The sequence below is a fragment of the Streptomyces tirandamycinicus genome, from assembly GCF_003097515.1.
GTDB lineage: Bacteria > Actinomycetota > Actinomycetes > Streptomycetales > Streptomycetaceae > Streptomyces > Streptomyces tirandamycinicus.
In genome coordinates this window covers 3,836,527-3,852,500 of sequence record NZ_CP029188.1, presented here as the reverse complement: position 1 = coordinate 3,852,500, position 15,974 = coordinate 3,836,527, and the positions used below count along the sequence as shown (strand labels likewise).

Annotated in this window: 14 protein-coding genes and 1 rRNA gene (1 of these 15 running past the window's edge); 3 read left to right on the top strand and 12 right to left on the bottom strand. The window is 72.7% G+C overall.

The window, feature by feature from the left end; genetic code table 11:
• Positions 1-209: ribosomal RNA gene (locus DDW44_RS17090) — 16S ribosomal RNA — on the bottom strand; it reaches 1,309 nt to the left of the window's first position.
• A gap of 835 nt (positions 210-1,044) precedes the next feature.
• On the opposite strand from DDW44_RS17090, the gene trpS reads away from it, so the two are divergent.
• Entirely contained in the window at positions 1,045-2,043 is a 999-nt protein-coding gene (gene trpS, locus DDW44_RS17080) for a tryptophan--tRNA ligase (protein WP_108906982.1), read from the top strand.
• Here the strand turns inward: trpS and DDW44_RS17075 are convergent.
• On the bottom strand, positions 2,010-3,011 hold the full coding sequence (locus tag DDW44_RS17075; RefSeq protein ID WP_108906981.1) for a GlxA family transcriptional regulator: 1,002 nt from the start codon (positions 3,009-3,011) through the stop codon (positions 2,010-2,012). The genes trpS and DDW44_RS17075 overlap by 34 nt on opposite strands.
• A gap of 75 nt (positions 3,012-3,086) precedes the next feature.
• Here DDW44_RS17075 and DDW44_RS17070 point away from each other — a divergent pair, with 75 nt between their 5' ends.
• Complete coding sequence (locus DDW44_RS17070) at positions 3,087-3,674, top strand: cysteine hydrolase family protein (protein ID WP_170811813.1); 588 nt, start codon at positions 3,087-3,089, stop codon at positions 3,672-3,674.
• 204 nt (positions 3,675-3,878) lie between these two features.
• On the opposite strand, the gene proC is transcribed toward DDW44_RS17070, so the two are convergent.
• The 6 genes from proC to DDW44_RS17040 all read right to left on the bottom strand — a co-directional run bounded on the left by proC (position 3,879) and on the right by DDW44_RS17040 (position 8,671).
• Positions 3,879-4,688: a pyrroline-5-carboxylate reductase gene (gene proC / locus DDW44_RS17065; RefSeq protein WP_017949683.1), complete on the bottom strand. Its 810-nt coding sequence runs from the start codon at positions 4,686-4,688 to the stop codon at positions 3,879-3,881.
• Between the two features lie 137 nt (positions 4,689-4,825).
• Positions 4,826-5,623, bottom strand: a complete 798-nt coding sequence (locus DDW44_RS17060) for an ABC transporter permease (RefSeq protein ID WP_018892517.1) — start codon at positions 5,621-5,623, stop codon at positions 4,826-4,828.
• Positions 5,620-6,402 (bottom strand): ABC transporter ATP-binding protein, encoded by a 783-nt coding sequence (locus DDW44_RS17055; protein ID WP_108906979.1) that lies wholly within the window; start codon positions 6,400-6,402, stop codon positions 5,620-5,622. Before DDW44_RS17055 ends, DDW44_RS17060 begins: the two co-directional genes overlap by 4 nt.
• Positions 6,403-6,457: 55 nt before the next feature.
• On the bottom strand, positions 6,458-7,561 hold the full coding sequence (locus DDW44_RS17050; protein WP_108908864.1) for an NAD(P)/FAD-dependent oxidoreductase: 1,104 nt from the start codon (positions 7,559-7,561) through the stop codon (positions 6,458-6,460).
• A gap of 163 nt (positions 7,562-7,724) precedes the next feature.
• Positions 7,725-8,291 carry a hypothetical protein gene (locus tag DDW44_RS17045; RefSeq protein ID WP_018892514.1) on the bottom strand — a complete coding sequence of 189 codons (567 nt, stop codon included), beginning with the start codon at positions 8,289-8,291 and terminating at the stop codon, positions 7,725-7,727.
• A 65-nt stretch (positions 8,292-8,356) separates the two neighbouring features.
• On the bottom strand, positions 8,357-8,671 hold the full coding sequence (locus DDW44_RS17040) for an SH3 domain-containing protein (RefSeq protein ID WP_017949688.1): 315 nt from the start codon (positions 8,669-8,671) through the stop codon (positions 8,357-8,359).
• A 166-nt stretch (positions 8,672-8,837) separates the two neighbouring features.
• On the opposite strand from DDW44_RS17040, the gene DDW44_RS17035 reads away from it, so the two are divergent.
• Positions 8,838-11,171: a protein kinase domain-containing protein gene (locus DDW44_RS17035; RefSeq protein ID WP_108906978.1), complete on the top strand. Its 2,334-nt coding sequence runs from the start codon at positions 8,838-8,840 to the stop codon at positions 11,169-11,171.
• A gap of 173 nt (positions 11,172-11,344) precedes the next feature.
• Here DDW44_RS17035 and ilvD read toward each other — a convergent pair whose 3' ends face one another.
• The 4 genes from ilvD to DDW44_RS17015 form a co-directional block, all read right to left on the bottom strand.
• A complete protein-coding gene (gene ilvD / locus DDW44_RS17030; protein WP_017949690.1) occupies positions 11,345-13,195 on the bottom strand; it encodes a dihydroxy-acid dehydratase in 1,851 nt (616 codons plus the stop codon).
• Positions 13,196-13,487: 292 nt separating this feature from the next.
• Positions 13,488-14,099: a TetR/AcrR family transcriptional regulator gene (locus tag DDW44_RS17025; RefSeq protein ID WP_018892512.1), complete on the bottom strand. Its 612-nt coding sequence runs from the start codon at positions 14,097-14,099 to the stop codon at positions 13,488-13,490.
• Positions 14,096-14,953 carry a sugar phosphate isomerase/epimerase family protein gene (locus DDW44_RS17020; protein WP_051077674.1) on the bottom strand — a complete coding sequence of 286 codons (858 nt, stop codon included), beginning with the start codon at positions 14,951-14,953 and terminating at the stop codon, positions 14,096-14,098. The genes DDW44_RS17025 and DDW44_RS17020 overlap by 4 nt, the downstream gene beginning before the upstream one ends.
• 23 nt (positions 14,954-14,976) lie before the next feature.
• On the bottom strand, positions 14,977-15,909 hold the full coding sequence (locus tag DDW44_RS17015) for a Ppx/GppA family phosphatase (RefSeq protein WP_026165554.1): 933 nt from the start codon (positions 15,907-15,909) through the stop codon (positions 14,977-14,979).
• Positions 15,910-15,974 lie beyond the last annotated feature (65 nt).

Sequence of the window (15,974 nt, the reverse complement as noted above, 5' to 3'; positions counted from 1 at the left end):
GAGCTTTCCACCACCAGGGATGCCCCCGATGGTCATATCCGGTATTAGACCCCGTTTCCAGGGCTTGTCCCAGAGTGCAGGGCAGATTGCCCACGTGTTACTCACCCGTTCGCCACTAATCCCCTCCCGAAAGAGGTTCATCGTTCGACTTGCATGTGTTAAGCACGCCGCCAGCGTTCGTCCTGAGCCAGGATCAAACTCTCCGTGAATGCTTCCCCGTAATCGGGGCGAACACATCACGAGAGCGGAACCAGGAAGAGGAATAGTCTCCCCGGTCCACAGCGTCCTCGCTGTGTTATTCAAAGGAACCACGACCAACCGAACCGAAAATGATCCGGATGGACGGGGTTATCAACATATCTGGCGTTGACTTTTGGCACGCTGTTGAGTTCTCAAGGAACGGACGCTTCCTTCGTACTCACCCACAGAACACTCTCTGAGGCTTTCCTCCGGGCGCTTCCCTTCGGTTTTTCCAGCTTAGCAGATCCGATTTCCGTCTCCGCCACCCGCCGGACCGGGCTCCCGGGCCGTTCCTCCGCTTCCGCGAATTCCCTTTCCGGTGGTTCCGACTCTATCAGACCCTCTCGGGCCCGATTCCCAGTCGAACGGGATTGTCTTCCGGCCACCAGGCCGTTCCGACGAGTGAGACTTTAGCGGAATCACCATCCCCGACGCTAATCGGGGTGCGCCCATTCGAACGCGGATTCCTCATTTCGCAAAAGCGCACGGAAAGCGAGGCGACAGTACGTCGCTCGCTTGGAGTGGTTCTTGCGGGTTGGCTGTCCGGGGCCGACCTGGGTCGGTGCTCACGTCGGACAACCCGAAGGACTATACGGACCGGCGATTTGCGTGTCAACCCCGCTCCTGCGGCGTAGTCTCCAGGCATGACCACGCACGCGTGCACCTTCCAGTGGTGGGCCGCCTGACGGCGGCCGGCAGTCACGCGCGCATCCACGGCCGCCGCCTCGGCGGCCGTTCTCGTTCCTCCTCCGAGGAGCCCGGCCGGCCGGTCGCGGCGGCTCCTGCAGGAGAGGGAGAGGACCTATGAAGCGGACGTTCAGCGGGGTCAAGCCGACGGGGCATCTGACGCTCGGGAACTACCTCGGTGCCGTGCGCCGGTGGGTCGGGACGGACCAGCACCGGTCGGACGCGCTGTTCTGCGTCGTGGACCTGCACGCCCTGACCGTGCAGCACGATCCGGCGCGGGTTCGCAGGCTCAGCAGGCAGGCGGCCACGCTGCTGCTGGCGGCGGGCCTGGATCCGGAGCTGTGCACCGTGTTCGTGCAGAGTCATGTGGACGAACACGCCCGGCTCTCCTATCTGCTCGAGTGCACCGCCACGGACGGCGAGATGCGGCGGATGATCCAGTACAAGGAGAAGGGCGCACAGGCGAGGGCCGCGGGGGCGAGCGTGCGGCTCTCCCTGCTCACGTACCCGGTGCTGATGGCGGCGGACATCCTGGCGTACGCGACGGACGAGGTCCCCGTGGGCGACGACCAGGCACAGCACGTGGAGCTGACCCGCGATCTCGCGGTCCGGTTCAACCAGCGCTACGGGCACGTCTTCACGCTCCCCAGGACCGTGCATCCACGGGTGGCCGCACGGGTGATGGATCTGCAGGATCCGGCCTCGAAGATGGGCAAGTCCTCGGACGGCGGGGTGGGCACCGTCTACCTGCTGGACGACCCGGACGCGGTCCGGCGCAAGATCATGCGCGCGGTGACCGACAGCGGTCAGGACGTCGTCTACGACCGGGAGACCCGGCCCGGGGTGGCCAATCTGCTGGAGATCCTCGCCGCGTGTGAGAACGGGGAGCCGGAGGGTCTGGCCGGTGCGTACGAGTCCTACGGCGCGCTCAAGAAGGACACGGCCGAGGCGGTGGTGGAGCTGCTGAGGCCGCTGCGGGAGCGGCACGCGGAGCTGGCGGCCGACCCGGCGTACGTGGACGAGGTGCTGACGGCGGGAGCCGCGCGGGCCAGAGGGATCGCCCGTCCTCTGGTGGATCGCGCCTATCGGGCGATCGGGCTGCTTCCGCCCCGCTGACGGAAGGCCGCCCGGTAGTCGCGCGGGCTGGTGGCGAGGTGGCCGGCGAAGTGCTGGCGCATGGTCACCTCGCTGCCGAATCCCGTGCGGCGGGCGACCTCGGAAATGGGGTGGTCGGTGAGTTCGAGCAGTTTCCGGGCTGCGGCGACGCGCTGGGTGATCAGCCAGCGGAGAGGAGTGGTGCCGGTGGTGGCCTGGAAGTGACGGGCGAAGGAGCGCGGCGACATGCCCGTGCGGGCGGCGAGCGAGGCGACGGTGTGCGGCTCGGCGAGGTGGGCGAGGGCGTAGGCGCGGACGGCGGCGAGCGCGTCGGCGTCGCGATCCGCCCGGGGAGTGGGGTGCTCGATGAACTGGGCCTGGGTGCCCGTGCGGAAGGGGGCGGTGACCATCGAGCGGGCGATGGCGGCGGCCGCTTCGGCGCCGTGGGTGACGCGGACCAGATGGAGGCAGAGATCGATGCCGGCCGCGGTGCCGGCGGAGGTCCAGATGTTGCCGTCCTGGAGGAAGAGCGCGTCGGGAACGACGGCGACCCCGGGGTGGTGCTTGCGCAGGAGGTCGGTGAGGTTCCAGTGGGTGATCGCACGGCGGCCGTCGAGCAGGCCCGCCTGGGCGAGGGTGAAGGCCCCGCCGCAGAGGGCGGCGATCGGAGTGCCCCGGTCGTGCGCATGGCGGAGGGCGTCGAGGACCGGTGAGGGCGCGGGGGTGAGGTGGTCGTCGAGGCCGGGCACGACGACGAGGTCGGCGCGGCGGAGCCAGGCGAGGGTGCGGTCGGGGGTGAGGCTGAGGCCGCCGCGCATGGTCACCGGTGCGCGGTCCGCGGCGGCGCGGCGGAGTTCGAAGGCGGGCACGCCGCGTTCGGTGCGGTCGACGCCCCACACCTCGTTGATGACGGAGACGTCGAAAGCCCGGACGCCGGGGAAGGCGAGGAGGGCGATGCGCTGGGGTGCCGCTGCCGTCGAAGGCGCCATGTCTGGCAGTAAACCATCGGTCGCCGTCTTTTGTGCCTCTGTGGCGCCGTTCGGCGCCGGGGCAGCATGGCGGACATGGAGATCGCGGAGAACGCAGCGCTGGTCGTCGTGGACGTGCAGAAGGGGTTCGAGGAGGAGGAATTCTGGGGACGGCGGAACAACCCGGGGGCGGACGGGAACATCGCCTCACTGATCGACGCGTGGCGGGACGGCGGCCGCCCGATCGTGTACGTGCGGCATGACTCGTCGAGCGCGGGGTCCCCGCTGCGGCCCGGCCACCCGGGCAACGGGTTCAAGGACTACGTGGAGCGGAGACGAGGGACCGGCGACGGACCGGAGCTGCTGGTCACGAAGACCGTGAACTCGGCGTTCTACGGGACGCCGGATCTGGCGGAGTGGTTCGGCTCCCAGGGGGTGCGGCAGTTCGTGGTGGCCGGGATCCAGACCAACATGTGCGCGGAGACCACGGCGCGGATGGGCGGGAACCTGGGGTACGAGGTGCTGTTCGCGCTGGATGCGACGTACACCTTCGACCTCGAGGGGCCCTTCGGCTGGCGCCTGGGGGCCGACGAGCTGGCGCGGGCCACCGCCGTGTCGCTGCACGGCGGCGGGTTCGCGACGGTGGTGGCGACGGACGCGGTGGTGGCAGCCGCCGGGAAGTGAGCGCCGGCCGCGGGGCGTGCGGCCCGGTCGGACGTCGGGCAGCCTGGGAGACGGCCTGCCGCTCCCGCCCCGTCGCGGGGTTGGTCGGACCGCAGGCGTGAGGGGAGGTCCGCCCGAGCGGATGACCTCCTCGCTGCGGAGCGTGCGCCGTCCTCGCGTCGTGCGACGGGCCGTTGCCGGCAGCGGCTCCGCGGCCGCCGTACGTCAGCCGTTGCCGGAGGCGAGTTCGCGGCTGCGGTCGCGGGCCGCTTCGAGTGCGGCGATGAGGGCGGCGCGGACGCCGTGGTTCTCGAGTTCCCGGATGGCGTTGATGGTGGTGCCCGCGGGGGAGGTGACGGCTTCGCGGAGCTTCACCGGGTGCTCGCCGGAGTCGCGCAGCATCACCGCGGCCCCGATGGCGGCCTGGACGATCAGGTCGTGGGCCTGCGCGCGGGGCAGGCCGAGGAGGATGCCCGCGTCGGTCATGGCCTCGACCAGGAAGTAGAAGTAGGCCGGGCCGGAGCCGGAGAGGGCGGTGGCGGCGTCCTGCTGGGACTCGGGGACCCGAAGGGTCTTGCCCACTCCGCCGAAGATCTCCTCGGTGTGCGCCAGGTGCTCGGCGGTGGCGTGGCTGCCGCCCGAGATCACGGACATGCCCTCATCGACGAGGACGGGGGTGTTGGGCATGACGCGGACGACGGGGGTGTCGGGGGCGAGCCGGCTCTCGATGGTGGCGGTGGTGATACCGGCGGCGGCGCTGATCACCAGGCGGTCGGCGGAGACATGGGGGGCGAGCTCGTCGAGGAGCCGGTTCATGTCCTGGGGCTTGACGGCCAGGATCAGCGTGTCGGCGCGCTTGGCGGCGTCCGCGTTGGTGACGGCTTCGACGCCGTAGCGGGTGCGGAGCTCCTCGGCCCGGTCGGCCCGGCGGGTGGTCACCAGCAGGGCCGAAGCGGGCCAGCCGGCCCGGATCATGCCGCTGAGCAGGGCCTCGCCGATCTTGCCGGTGCCGAGGACTGCGACTGTCTGGGTCATGCGGGTCACCTCGCCGGGGGTGGTGCGCGTGCGTGTGGGGGTCGTCCGGGTCCGTGGCCGGTCGCTCCCGGTGTTTCCACGGACAGGGACATCCTCGCACCGGGCCCGCCGTGGTGTCGGCGCCGTCCGAGGAGCGGTCACGCGGTGCGGCGGCGGAGCGTGGCCGCGCCGAGGGAGAGGACGAGGAGCGCGCAGAGGGAGACGACGAGGACGTCGCGGACGAAGTCGGCGGTGACGTCGGCGTGGCGGAGGACCTCGTTCATGCCGTCGACGGCGTACGACATGGGCAGCACGTTCGAGATGCCCTCGAGGACGGGTTGCATGGTGTCCCGGGCGGTGAACAGGCCGCAGAGGAGGAGCTGGGGGAAGATCACGGCGGGCATGAACTGGACCGCCTGGAACTCGGACGCGGCGAAGGCGGAGACGAACAGGCCGAGGGCCGTGCCGAGCAGCGCGTCCAGCAGCGCGACGAGGAGCAGCAGCCAGGCCGAACCGACGACGTCGAGGCCGAGGAACCAGACCGAGAGCCCGGTCGCGAGGGCGGACTGGACGACGGCGAGCAGGCCGAAGGCCAGGGCGTAGCCGGCTATCAGGTCGGCCTTGCCGAGGGGCATGGCGAGCAGGCGTTCGAGGGTGCCGGAGGTGCGCTCGCGCAGCGTGGCGATCGAGGTGATCAGGAACATCGTGATCAGCGGGAAGATGCCGAGCAGCGAGGCGCCGATGGCGTCGAAGGTCTGCGGGCTGCCGTCGAAGACGTAGCGCAGCAGGAAGAGCATCAGGCACGGGACCAGGAGCATCAGGGCGATCGAGCGGGGATCGTGCCGCAGCTGCCGCAGGACCCGGGCGGCGGTGGCGAGGGTGCGGGACGGGGACAGCGCGGTACGCGGCTCCGGGGCGGCGGCGAGCCTGGGCGCGGGGGACGGGCCGGTGTTCATCGGGCCTGCTCCTTGAGTGCGTCGGCGGTGTCGACGAGGTGGAGGAAGGCCTCTTCGACGGTGGCGGTGTCGTTGCGGCGGCGGAGGGCCTCGGGGGTGTCGTCGGCGAGGAGTTCGCCCTGTCGCAGCAGGAGCAGGCCGTGGCAGCGCTCGGCCTCGTCCATGACGTGCGAGGAGACGAGGATGGTGGTGCCGCGTTCGGCGGCGATGCGGTGGAAGAGGTCCCACAGGTCGCGGCGCAGCACCGGGTCGAGGCCGACGGTGGGTTCGTCGAGGACGAGCAGTTCGGGCGTGCCGAGGAGGGCGACGGCGAGGGAGACGCGGCTGCGCTGCCCTCCGGAGAGCCTGCCCGCGAGCGAGCCGGCGTGGGCGGTGAGGTCCACGTCGGTGAGGGCCTGGGAGACGTGGCGCCGGCGGCGTTCGGCGGCGGCACGGCCCGGGTCGAGGACCGCGGCGAAGTAGGCGAGGTTCTGGCGGACGGTCAGGTCGTCGTAGACGGAGGGGGCCTGGGTGACATAGCCGATGCGGGAGCGCAGCGCGGCGTGGCCGGCGGGCCGGCCGAGGACGTCGAGGGTGCCGGTGACCTTGGCCTGGGTGCCGACGACGGCGCGCATCAGGGTGGACTTGCCGCAGCCGGAGGGACCGAGGAGTCCGGTGATCCGGCCAGGCGGCACGTCGAAGTCGAGGTTGCGCAGGACGGGTCGGGGGCCGCGGACGACGGTGAGGGAGCGGGCGTGGACGGCCGGTGCCGGAGTACCCACCGCGGATGGATTATTCATCACGCGATGAATAATCCATCCGGAGGGGGTGGCCGTCAAGGTGCCGTGTGGGGAGTCAGGACATGCCCGGCGTCAGCGGGATGACCCAGGGGCGACGGGCGGCGATCCGCAGCAGACCGACGGTGGAGCGGACGACCTGCTCCTTGACCCGGGCGGCCGGACGCCCCGTCAGAAAGCGGTCGCGCGGGGAGTCGTCCGCGCGGACGAACTGGACCAGCCCCTCCCGGCGGCCGAGACTGACGCACTGGGTCAGGAAGCCGTAGTCGAAGGTGCGCGGCTCCCGTCCGCGGAACTCGGAGATGATCGAGGCGGCGGCGTGCGAGCCCATGGGCATGGCGGTCGCGCAGGCCATGCGCAGCGCGCCGGCCCTGGCCGAACTCGCCGCGGCGGCGTCCCCCGCGACATACACCTCGGGGAACGCCGTCGAGCGCAGGGCGCCGTCGACCCGGACGCGGCCCGAGGGGTCCAGCGGGAGACCGGCCGCCGCGGCGAGCTCGGTGTTCGGGACCATCGAGGCCGCCCAGACCACCTCGTCGGCGTCGACCGAGTCGGGCTCCGCGATCCGCCGGCCCTGCTCGATCCGCACGCCCCGCGCCCTCAGCACGCCCAGGGCGTGGTCACGGGCGCGCGGCGTGAAGCCCGACCCGACCCGACCCTCCGAGTGCAGGCTCACGCGCCACTCGGGCCGGGACTCGGCCAGTTCGGCGGCGAGTTCGATTCCGGTCAGCCCGCCGCCGACGACCGCCACCGAGCCCGGGCCGTCCTGCAGCCGCTTGGACAGGCCGGCGGCGGTCTCGGCGGTGTGGGCGCGTTCTCCCGCGGGCGCGGTGCGGCTGCCCAGGGCGTAGACGAGCCGGTCGTACGGCAGCCTCCGGCCGTCGTCCGTCGTGACCGTGCGGGTGGCCGGGTCGATACCGGTGGCCCGTGCCGCGATGTGCTCGATCCCCGCCGGGCGGAGGAAGTGGGAGAGCGGGTGGCTCACGTCGGGGCGGACTCCCGCGGCCAGTTCGTGGAGCCGTACGCGCTCGGTGAACCGGTCGCTGGGGTCGACGAGGCTCACCCGGGCGTGCGGGGCCAGCCGGAGGGCGGCCATGAGCCCGGCGTAACCGGCGCCGAGGACGAGGACGTGGGGGCGATCGCCGCTGCTGTGTGTCGTCATACCCATGAGACGGCGCGGCTCCGCCGGATGTGACACGGGAGGGAACCGGATGTGACACGGGAGGGGAGAGGCCGTCGGCCGGACCGCCGGCGACCGGACCGCGGGGGCACGGCTCGCCGGAGCCCACGATGGACCGGACCGCGGGCGGCGCGGATCCGCCCGGTCACCTGCGCCTGGGTTTCCTCCGGGCCGCCGGGTTCCCGGTGCGGGCGCCGTGGCGCTTCTCGTACCGGGCGAGGGCCGTCTCGTACTCCCCGCGCCGCAGCTTCTCCCCCGGCGCCTCGGCGAGGGAGCGCAGGAAGTAGGCGAGCAGCACCCCGATGAAGCCGATCATCCGCAGGCTGCGCAGGGACTCCTCGCGGGCGGGGTCGGCCGGTCGGCGCGAGAAGCCCTCCCAGGTCTTGCGGAAGGCGACGGCGCTGCACACCGAGAACGTCACGATCACGAGCAGGTCCACGAAACCGCCGACCCGGGCGGTCTCCAGGCCCTGGTAGGCGAACCGCAGGACGAGGCACCCGGCGACCGCCGCCAGCAGCGATCCGGCCGCGACGGCGACGCGGCGGAGACCGTAGCCGCCGTCGTGGTCGACCCAGGTGGTGCCGAAGAACCGGATCTCCTCGGGCTTCGGCCCGGCTCCGGGGCGGGGAACGCCGCCCGGCCGGTTGTCGGGACCGGCCGCGGAGCCGGGTGTACGGCTGCGGCGGGGGCTGTCTTCGCGGGGCTCGCTCACGCACCCGATTATCCCCGGCCGCCCGGCGCCCGGGCGGGGCCCGTGACGTGCGGGCCCCGGCGCGGTCAGGCGCAGCGCACGGCGACGTAACCGTCGCTGCCCGTGTTCACATAGGCGTCGGACACGAACTGGCCGTTGCCGATGTTGTCCCACAGGTCCGACGTGCCGTACGGGCCCGTCACCCTCTCCCCCGGCTTCTGGCAGTGGACGGGCACCCGCGCGCCGTACGGCAGCACCCTGACGACCTGGTACCCGGTCCCCGGCCCGCTGCGGACGTTCACCCGGTAGCCGGGGGCGACCGGGTAGCGTCGTGCGGCGCGCGGCTCGGCGAGGGTCTCGGGCCCCGCCCCGTGCACGTTCTCGTTTCCTTCGACGGCCATGACGGCCTCCCCCCGTGGTCCGACGGACCTGCCCGCTGCTCGAGCCCGCAGGCTAGCAAGCCCCCGCCGGCTCGCACGCACCATCGACTAGGCTCCGTGCGTCGCGCTCGCGGGCCGAGAACACGGGGAAGCACGGGGAAACACGGGGGAACACGGGGGGTGGACGATGCCGCCGCTGCGCAGCACCGGGCCCGTCCCGGAAGCGGAACATCCTGAGTACGCCGGGCAGTACCGCCTGGAGCGGCGTCTGGGTTCGGGCGGTATGGGCGTCGTGCACCTGGCCGCTTCGGCGTCCGGACTGCGCCTCGCCGTCAAGGTGGTCCATCCGCAGCACGCCACGGACCCGGAGTTCAGGGCCCGTTTCCGGCAGGAGGTGGCCGCTGCCCGCAGGGTGAGCGGCGCCTTCACCGCGCCCGTCGTGGACGCCGACCCGGAGGCCGGGCGCCCCTGGATGGCGACGCTGTTCATCGAGGGGCCGACTCTCTCCGAACGCGTCAAGCGGAACGGCCCGTTGGGCCTCGACGAGCTGCGCAGGGTGGGCGCCGGGCTCGCGGAGGCGCTGCGCGACATCCACCGCGCGGGTGTCGTCCACCGCGACCTCAAACCGGGCAACGTGATGCTCGCGGCCGACGGGCCCAAAGTCATCGACTTCGGCATCTCCCGTCCCTCGGACAGCGATCTGCGCACGGAGACGGGGAAGCTGATCGGCACCCCGCCGTTCATGGCGCCGGAGCAGTTCCAGCGACCCCGGGACGTCGGGCCCGCGGCCGACCTGTTCGCGCTGGGCGCGGTACTCGTCCACGCGGCGACGGGACGGGGGCCGTTCGACTCCGGCAGCCCCTACGTCGTCGCCTACCAGGTCGTGCACAACGAGCCGGACCTGACCGGGGTGCCCGCGGAGCTGGTGCCGCTCCTGACCCGCTGTCTGGCCAAGGATCCCGCCGAGCGGCCGGCGCCCGACGAGGTGATGGCCGAACTGCGCACCCCGGTGGGGGAGGTGGCGACGGAGTCCCTCCGGCCTGGACGGGCGGCCCGTCGGGCGCCCGGCGAGTGGTCCGCGGGCGAGGGCCCCGGCCCCGCGCGGGCGGAAGGGCCGGATCGGGCGCCAGCTGGGACTCCGGGTCGGGCATCGGGTCGGGCACCGGGTCGGGCGCCAGCTGGGACTCCGGATCAGGCATCGGGTCGGGCACCGGGTGGGGCACCGGGTCGGGTGTCGTGGCCGCGCCGGCGCCTCGTGAGGTTCGCCGCCGTCGGCAGTCTCGTCGCCGGACTGCTGGCAGGCGCGTACGCCGGAATCCGCGTGGCGCCGGACGGCGGCGCCCGCCCCGCGGGTCCCCCGGCCGCCCGCCCTGGAGCGCCCGCCTTCGCTCCCTGGCAGACCACCCTCTCGCGGGGCCGGGACGCCCTGCGGACGCCCGCCTGCGCCGCCCAGGGCGACTCCCTGTACTGCACGGCGCCGGGCGTGGCGGCGACCCGCCTCGACGCGGCCGACGGAAGGCCGCTGTGGACGCGGCGGACCGACGGGGCCGGGGCCGGGGCGGGTGCAGAGGCGGAGGCGCAGGCGGCGGCAGAGGCTCAGGCTCAGGCGGAGGGGGGCACGTCCTACGAGGCCAGGGCCCCCGTGCTCTCCGCCGGGCTCCTGCACATCACCACGGCCGGCGGCAAGCGGCTCGAAGCCCTGGATCCCGAGTCGGGCACCACCCGCTGGACGGCGGCCGCCGGTTCGTACGCGACGGTCGCCCACGCCGGGGGGTGTGTCCTCCTCGCGGGAGCGGACGGGGACGTACGGGCCCTGGACGGTGCGACCGGCGAGGAACTGTGGCGGGCACGACGGGGTGCGCCGGGCACCCAGTGGGCGCCCGCCCCGGACGGTTCGGGAACCGTCTTCGCCGTCACTCCCGGCGCCGACGGAGACGGCACTCTGGTCCGGGCCGTCGGCACCCGTGACGGGCGGGTGCGCTGGGAGAAGCTCCTGGACGGCTCGCTGTCCCCGGTACCGTCGTCGCCTCCGGCGGAAGGCGCGCTGTTCCTCCTCGCGGCCGACACCGACGACTTCACCACCGCCGTCGTACGCCTGGACACCGCCACCCGCGAGGTCCACCGCGTCCCGCTGCCGGTCGACGTCGACCAGGCCCAGGCCGCGGTGTCCGGCGGCACGGTCTACCTGGTGGGTACGGGCGGCTCGTTGCTCGCCGTCGGCACCGAGGGCGGCAGCGGTGGTGGTGGTCAGCGCTGGCGGCTGGAGACGTATGCGGCCCGGTCCTCGCGGCCGCTCGTCGACGGCGGCCGGGTCTATCTGAGCGGTGCCGACGGGCGGCTCCTGGCCGTCGACGCGCGGCGCGGCGTGCAGCTCGGCCAGACGGATCCGCGGATGGGGGCGGGCCGCTTCACCCATGCGCCCGTCGTGCCGGCTCCCGTCGCCGCCCCCGGCAGGGTCTTCGCGACCGCTCCCGACGGGAGCGTGTTCGCCGTGGACGCGGCGGACCCGTCGCGCTGGTAGGTGGCCGGGGCCACGGAGCCCCGACGGTGCCGTCCAGGGCGCCGGAGTGACCCGGCCGCCGGGGTGACCAGTGCGCCGGGGTGACCCGGCCGGCGTCGGCGAGGCCGCCGGGGTGACCAGCGGCCGCGGAGCCCCGCCGGGACTTGCCCGCGGGGCCGCCGCGCCGGCCGGTGTCAGCCGAGCCTGTCCACGTCCCGCACCGCGCCCTTGTCCGCGCTCGTCGCCATCGCCGCGTACGCCCGCAGCGCAGCGGAGACCTTGCGCTCGCGGTTCCTCGGCGCGTAGACGCCGCCCAGGGCCTCGCGGCGGGCGGCGAGCGTGGCGTCGTCGACGAGGAGCTCGATGGAGCGGTTCGGGATGTCGATACGGATGCGGTCGCCGTCCTCGACGAGGGCGATCGCGCCGCCGGACGCGGCCTCCGGGGAGGCGTGGCCGATGGACAGGCCCGAGGTGCCGCCGGAGAAGCGGCCGTCGGTGATGAGCGCGCAGGCCTTGCCCAGGCCGCGGCCCTTCAGGAAGGAGGTCGGGTAGAGCATCTCCTGCATGCCGGGGCCGCCGCGCGGGCCCTCGTAGCGGATGACGACGACGTCGCCCTCCTTGACCACCTTGGAGAGGATCTTGTCGACCGCCTCCTCCTGCGACTCGCAGACGACGGCCGGGCCCTCGAAGGTCCAGATCGACTCGTCGACTCCCGCCGTCTTCACGACACAGCCGTCCTCGGCGATGTTGCCCTTGAGGACGGCGAGGCCGCCGTCCTTGGAGTAGGCGCTCTCGACCGAGCGGATGCAGCCGCCCTCGGCGTCGACGTCCAGCGAGTCCCAGCGCTCGGACTGCGAGAAGGCGGTGGCGGAGCGGACGCAGCCGGGGGCCGCGTGCCACAGCTCGACGGCCTCCGCGGAGGGGGAGCCGCCGCGCACGTCCCAGGTCTTGAGCCACTCGGCCAGCGACGCCGAGTGGACGGTGTGGACGTCCTCGTTCAGCAGCCCGCCCCGGTAGAGCTCGCCGAGGATGGCGGGGATGCCACCGGCCCGGTGGACGTCCTCCATGTAGTACGTGCCGCCCGGGGCGACGTTCGGCGCGACCTTGGCCAGGCACGGCACCCGGCGTGAGACGGCGTCGATGTCGGTCAGGTCGTAGTCGAGCTCGGCCTCCTGGGCGGCGGCGAGCAGGTGGAGGATCGTGTTGGTGGAGCCGCCCATGGCGATGTCGAGGGCCATGGCGTTCTCGAAGGCCTCACGGGTGGCGATGTTGCGCGGGAGGACGGACTCGTCGCCCTGCTCGTAGTAGCGCTTGGTGATCTCCACGACCGTGCGGCCCGCGTTCTCGTACAGCGCGCGGCGGGCGGTGTGGGTGGCGAGGACCGAGCCGTTGCCGGGCAGGGACAGGCCGATCGCCTCGGTCAGGCAGTTCATCGAGTTGGCCGTGAACATGCCCGAACAGGAGCCGCAGGTCGGGCAGGCGTTCTCCTCGATGCGCAGCACGTCCTCGTCCGAGACGTTCTCGTTGACCGAGTCCACGATGGCGTTGATCAGGTCGAGCTTGCGGACCGTGCCGTCGACCAGGGTGGCCTGGCCGGCCTCCATCGGTCCGCCCGAGACGAAGACCGCCGGGATGTTGAGGCGCATGGCGGCCATCAGCATGCCGGGGGTGATCTTGTCGCAGTTGGAGATGCAGATCAGGGCGTCGGCGCAGTGGGCCTCGACCATGTACTCCACGGAGTCCGCGATCAGGTCGCGCGACGGCAGCGAGTAGAGCATGCCGCCGTGGCCCATGGCGATGCCGTCGTCGACGGCGATGGTGTTGAACTCGCGCGGCACCGCGCCCGCCGCCAGGACGGCGTCCGAGACGATCCGGCCGACCGGGGCGAGGTGGGTGTGCCCGGGGACGAACTCCGTGAAGGAGTTGGCGACCGCGACGACCGGCTTGCCGATGTCCGCGCTCGCTACGCCCGAGGCCCTCATCAGGGCGCGGGCGCCCGCCATGTTGCGGCCGTGGGTGACTGTGCGGGACCTCAGCTCGGGCATCGTCGCTCGCTCCTTCAGACAGTTTGGCTCAGTCGAGCCTACGCCGATGCTCCAAGATCTGGACGACACGTCCGGATTACGGGATGACGGTCCGCCTTTCGGTCAACTCCGCCGCCGGGCCGTGCGCCCGCACTCCCACCACGGCGGACGGCGACGGCGGGAGGGCGCGGAGGCGCACGGCACCGGGGAGCGGCGAGCGGGCCCCCGGGCGTCCACCCGGCGCCCCTCCCGGGGGTCCGGTCAGGCCGCGGTCAGGCCGCTCAGGCCTCGGTCAGGCCCCGCTTGGCCCCGCTCAGGCCTCGGTCAGGTACCTCTGAAGCGTCGGCGCGACCATCGCGACGATCTCCTCCGGATCCACCGTGGCCAGCGGCTCCACCTGGATCACATACCGGAGCACGGCAATGCCGATCATGTGCGAGGCGGCCAGCTCGGCGCGAAGCTTCGGGTCCGGTACGTCCAGGTCCGCCGCGATCCGCTCCAGCATCCGCCGCAGGACGAAGCCGCGCAGCACCTTCGCCGCCGCCTCGTGCGTCAGGGCGGACCGGAGGATCGCGAGCAGCGGGGCGCGTGTGGCCGGGTTCTCCCACACCCCGATGAAGTAGCGGACCAGCCGCTCGCCCACGCCGTCCTTGCCCTCGCCGAGGATGGCGGGCACCACCAGCGCCGGCTCGAAGGAGACCTCGATGGCGGCGGCGAAGACCTCGTCCTTGGTGCCGAAGTAGTGGTGGACGAGAGCCGGATCGACCCCGGCGGCCTTGGCGATGCCCCGGACGGAGGTCTTGTCGTACCCGCGCTGGGCGAACTCCGTACGGGCCGCCTCCAGGATCCGCTCCCGGGCGGCGGGCCCGGTCTCGGCCGCCGCGCGGGCGGGCCTGCCGCGCCGTCTGGGCGCCCCGTCCGTCATGATCCGCCCGGGCCCGCCGCGCCCGGGGGGCCGCCCCGGGACGGCGCGTTCTCGGAGGCCAGGTGCAGCCGGGTGAAGGCCAGCGCCTCCGCGAGGTCGGCCTCGCGCTCCGCGGCCGACATCGCCCGCCGGGTGTTGACCTCGATCACCACATGGCCGTCGAAGCCGCTGCGGGCCAGGTGCTCCAGCAGCTCGGCGCACGGCTGGTCACCGCGACCCGGCACCAGGTGCTCGTCCTTCGCCGAGCCCTTGCCGTCCGCGAGGTGCACATGGCCGAGCCGGTCGCCCATGCGGTCCACCATGGCCAGGGTGTCGGTGCGGGACGTGGCCGTGTGCGAGAGGTCGATCGTGAAGTGCCGGTAGTCCTCTTTGGTGACGTCCCAGTCGGGGGCGTACGCGAGCATCTCGCGGTCCCGGTACCGCCAGGGGTACATGTTCTCGACGGCGAAGCGCACATCGGTCTCGTTCGCCATCCGCCAGATTCCGGAGACGAAGTCCCGGGCGTACTGCCGCTGCCAGCGGAACGGCGGATGGACGACCACGGTCGAGGCGCCCAGCTTCTCGGCGGCGGCCTGAGCTCGCTGGAGCTTCACCCAGGGGTCGGTCGACCACACGCGCTGGGTGATGAGCAGACACGGCGCGTGGACGGCCAGTACCGGTATCCCGTGGTAGTCCGAGAGCCGGCGCAGCGCCTCGATGTCCTGGCTGACGGGGTCGGTCCAGACCATGACCTCCACGCCATCGTAGCCGAGGCGCGCGGCGATCTCGAAGGCCGTCGCCGTCGACTCCGGATAGACCGAGGCCGTCGACAGGGCGACCTTCGCATCCGGGATGCGCACCACTGGTTCTGCCACGTGGGACAGATTACGGGCCCGCATCAGAGGGCGGGGAGGTGATCCAGCCTCCGCAGGATCACCCCCTCGCGGAGCGCCCAGGGGCAGATCTCCAGCTCGTCGACGCCGAAGAGGTCCATCGCGCCCTCCGCGACCAGTGCTCCCGCCAGCAGCTGGCCGGCCCGGCCCTCGGAGACACCGGGCAGGGTGCAGCGCTGCGCGGCCGTCATCGCGGCGAGCTTCGGAACCCATTCCTCCAGTGACGTCCGGCTCAGTTCCCGCTGGGTGTACGCGCCCTCCGCGGAGCGCGCGGCGCCCGCGATCCGGGCGAGCTGCTTGAAGGTCTTGGAGGTGGCGACGACGTGGTCGGGCCGTCCGAAGCGGGTGAACTCGCCGACCGTACGGGCGATCTGCGCCCGCACATGACGGCGCAGCGCGCGCACGTCCTCCGGGTCGGGCGGATCGCCGGGCAGCATCCCCGCGGTCAGCCGGCCGGCGCCGAGCGGCAGGCTGACCGCGATGTCCGGGTCCTCGTCGATCCCGTAGGCGATCTCCAGGGAGCCGCCTCCGATGTCGAGGACCAGCAGCTTCCCCGCCGACCACCCGAACCAGCGGCGGGCGGCCAGGAAGGTGAGCCGGGCCTCCTCGTCACCGGTGAGGACCTGCAGGTCGATCCCGGTCACCGCCTTCACCCGCGACAGGACCTCGTCGGCGTTGGCGGCCTCCCGCACGGCCGAGGTCGCGAACGGCAGCACGTCCTCGCAGCCCTTGTCCTCGGCCGCCTGCAGGGCGTCCTCGAGCGTGCAGATCAGCCGGTCGACGCCGTCGGGGTGGATGGCCCCGCCGCCGTCGAGCAGCTCCGCCAGGCGCAGTTCCGCCTTGTGGGAGTGGGCGGGCAGCGGCCGGGCGCCGGGGTGGGCGTCCACCACCAAAAGGTGCACTGTGTTCGAACCGACGTCGAGGACTCCGAGTCTCATGTACGGAACGCTACTGCGGCGACCCGCATACGCTGGAGTCGTGCCAAAGACGAAAAAGGCGAAGC

Bases quoted from the DNA above. Each gene is read 5' to 3' on its own strand.
- DDW44_RS17060 (WP_018892517.1), bottom strand. From the start codon at position 5,623: ATGAACACCGGCCCGTCCCCCGCGCCCAGGCTCGCCGCCGCCCCGGAG.
- DDW44_RS17040 (WP_017949688.1), bottom strand. From the start codon at position 8,671: ATGGCCGTCGAAGGAAACGAGAACGTGCACGGGGCGGGGCCCGAGACC.
- DDW44_RS17055 (WP_108906979.1), bottom strand. From the start codon at position 6,402: ATGAATAATCCATCCGCGGTGGGTACTCCGGCACCGGCCGTCCACGCC.
- DDW44_RS17050 (WP_108908864.1), bottom strand. From the start codon at position 7,561: ATGACGACACACAGCAGCGGCGATCGCCCCCACGTCCTCGTCCTCGGC.
- proC (WP_017949683.1), bottom strand. From the start codon at position 4,688: ATGACCCAGACAGTCGCAGTCCTCGGCACCGGCAAGATCGGCGAGGCC.
- ilvD (WP_017949690.1), bottom strand. From the start codon at position 13,195: ATGCCCGAGCTGAGGTCCCGCACAGTCACCCACGGCCGCAACATGGCG.
- DDW44_RS17035 (WP_108906978.1), top strand. From the start codon at position 8,838: ATGCCGCCGCTGCGCAGCACCGGGCCCGTCCCGGAAGCGGAACATCCT.
- trpS (WP_108906982.1), top strand. From the start codon at position 1,045: ATGAAGCGGACGTTCAGCGGGGTCAAGCCGACGGGGCATCTGACGCTC.
- DDW44_RS17070 (WP_170811813.1), top strand. From the start codon at position 3,087: ATGGAGATCGCGGAGAACGCAGCGCTGGTCGTCGTGGACGTGCAGAAG.
- DDW44_RS17025 (WP_018892512.1), bottom strand. From the start codon at position 14,099: ATGACGGACGGGGCGCCCAGACGGCGCGGCAGGCCCGCCCGCGCGGCG.
- DDW44_RS17075 (WP_108906981.1), bottom strand. From the start codon at position 3,011: ATGGCGCCTTCGACGGCAGCGGCACCCCAGCGCATCGCCCTCCTCGCC.
- DDW44_RS17015 (WP_026165554.1), bottom strand. From the start codon at position 15,909: ATGAGACTCGGAGTCCTCGACGTCGGTTCGAACACAGTGCACCTTTTG.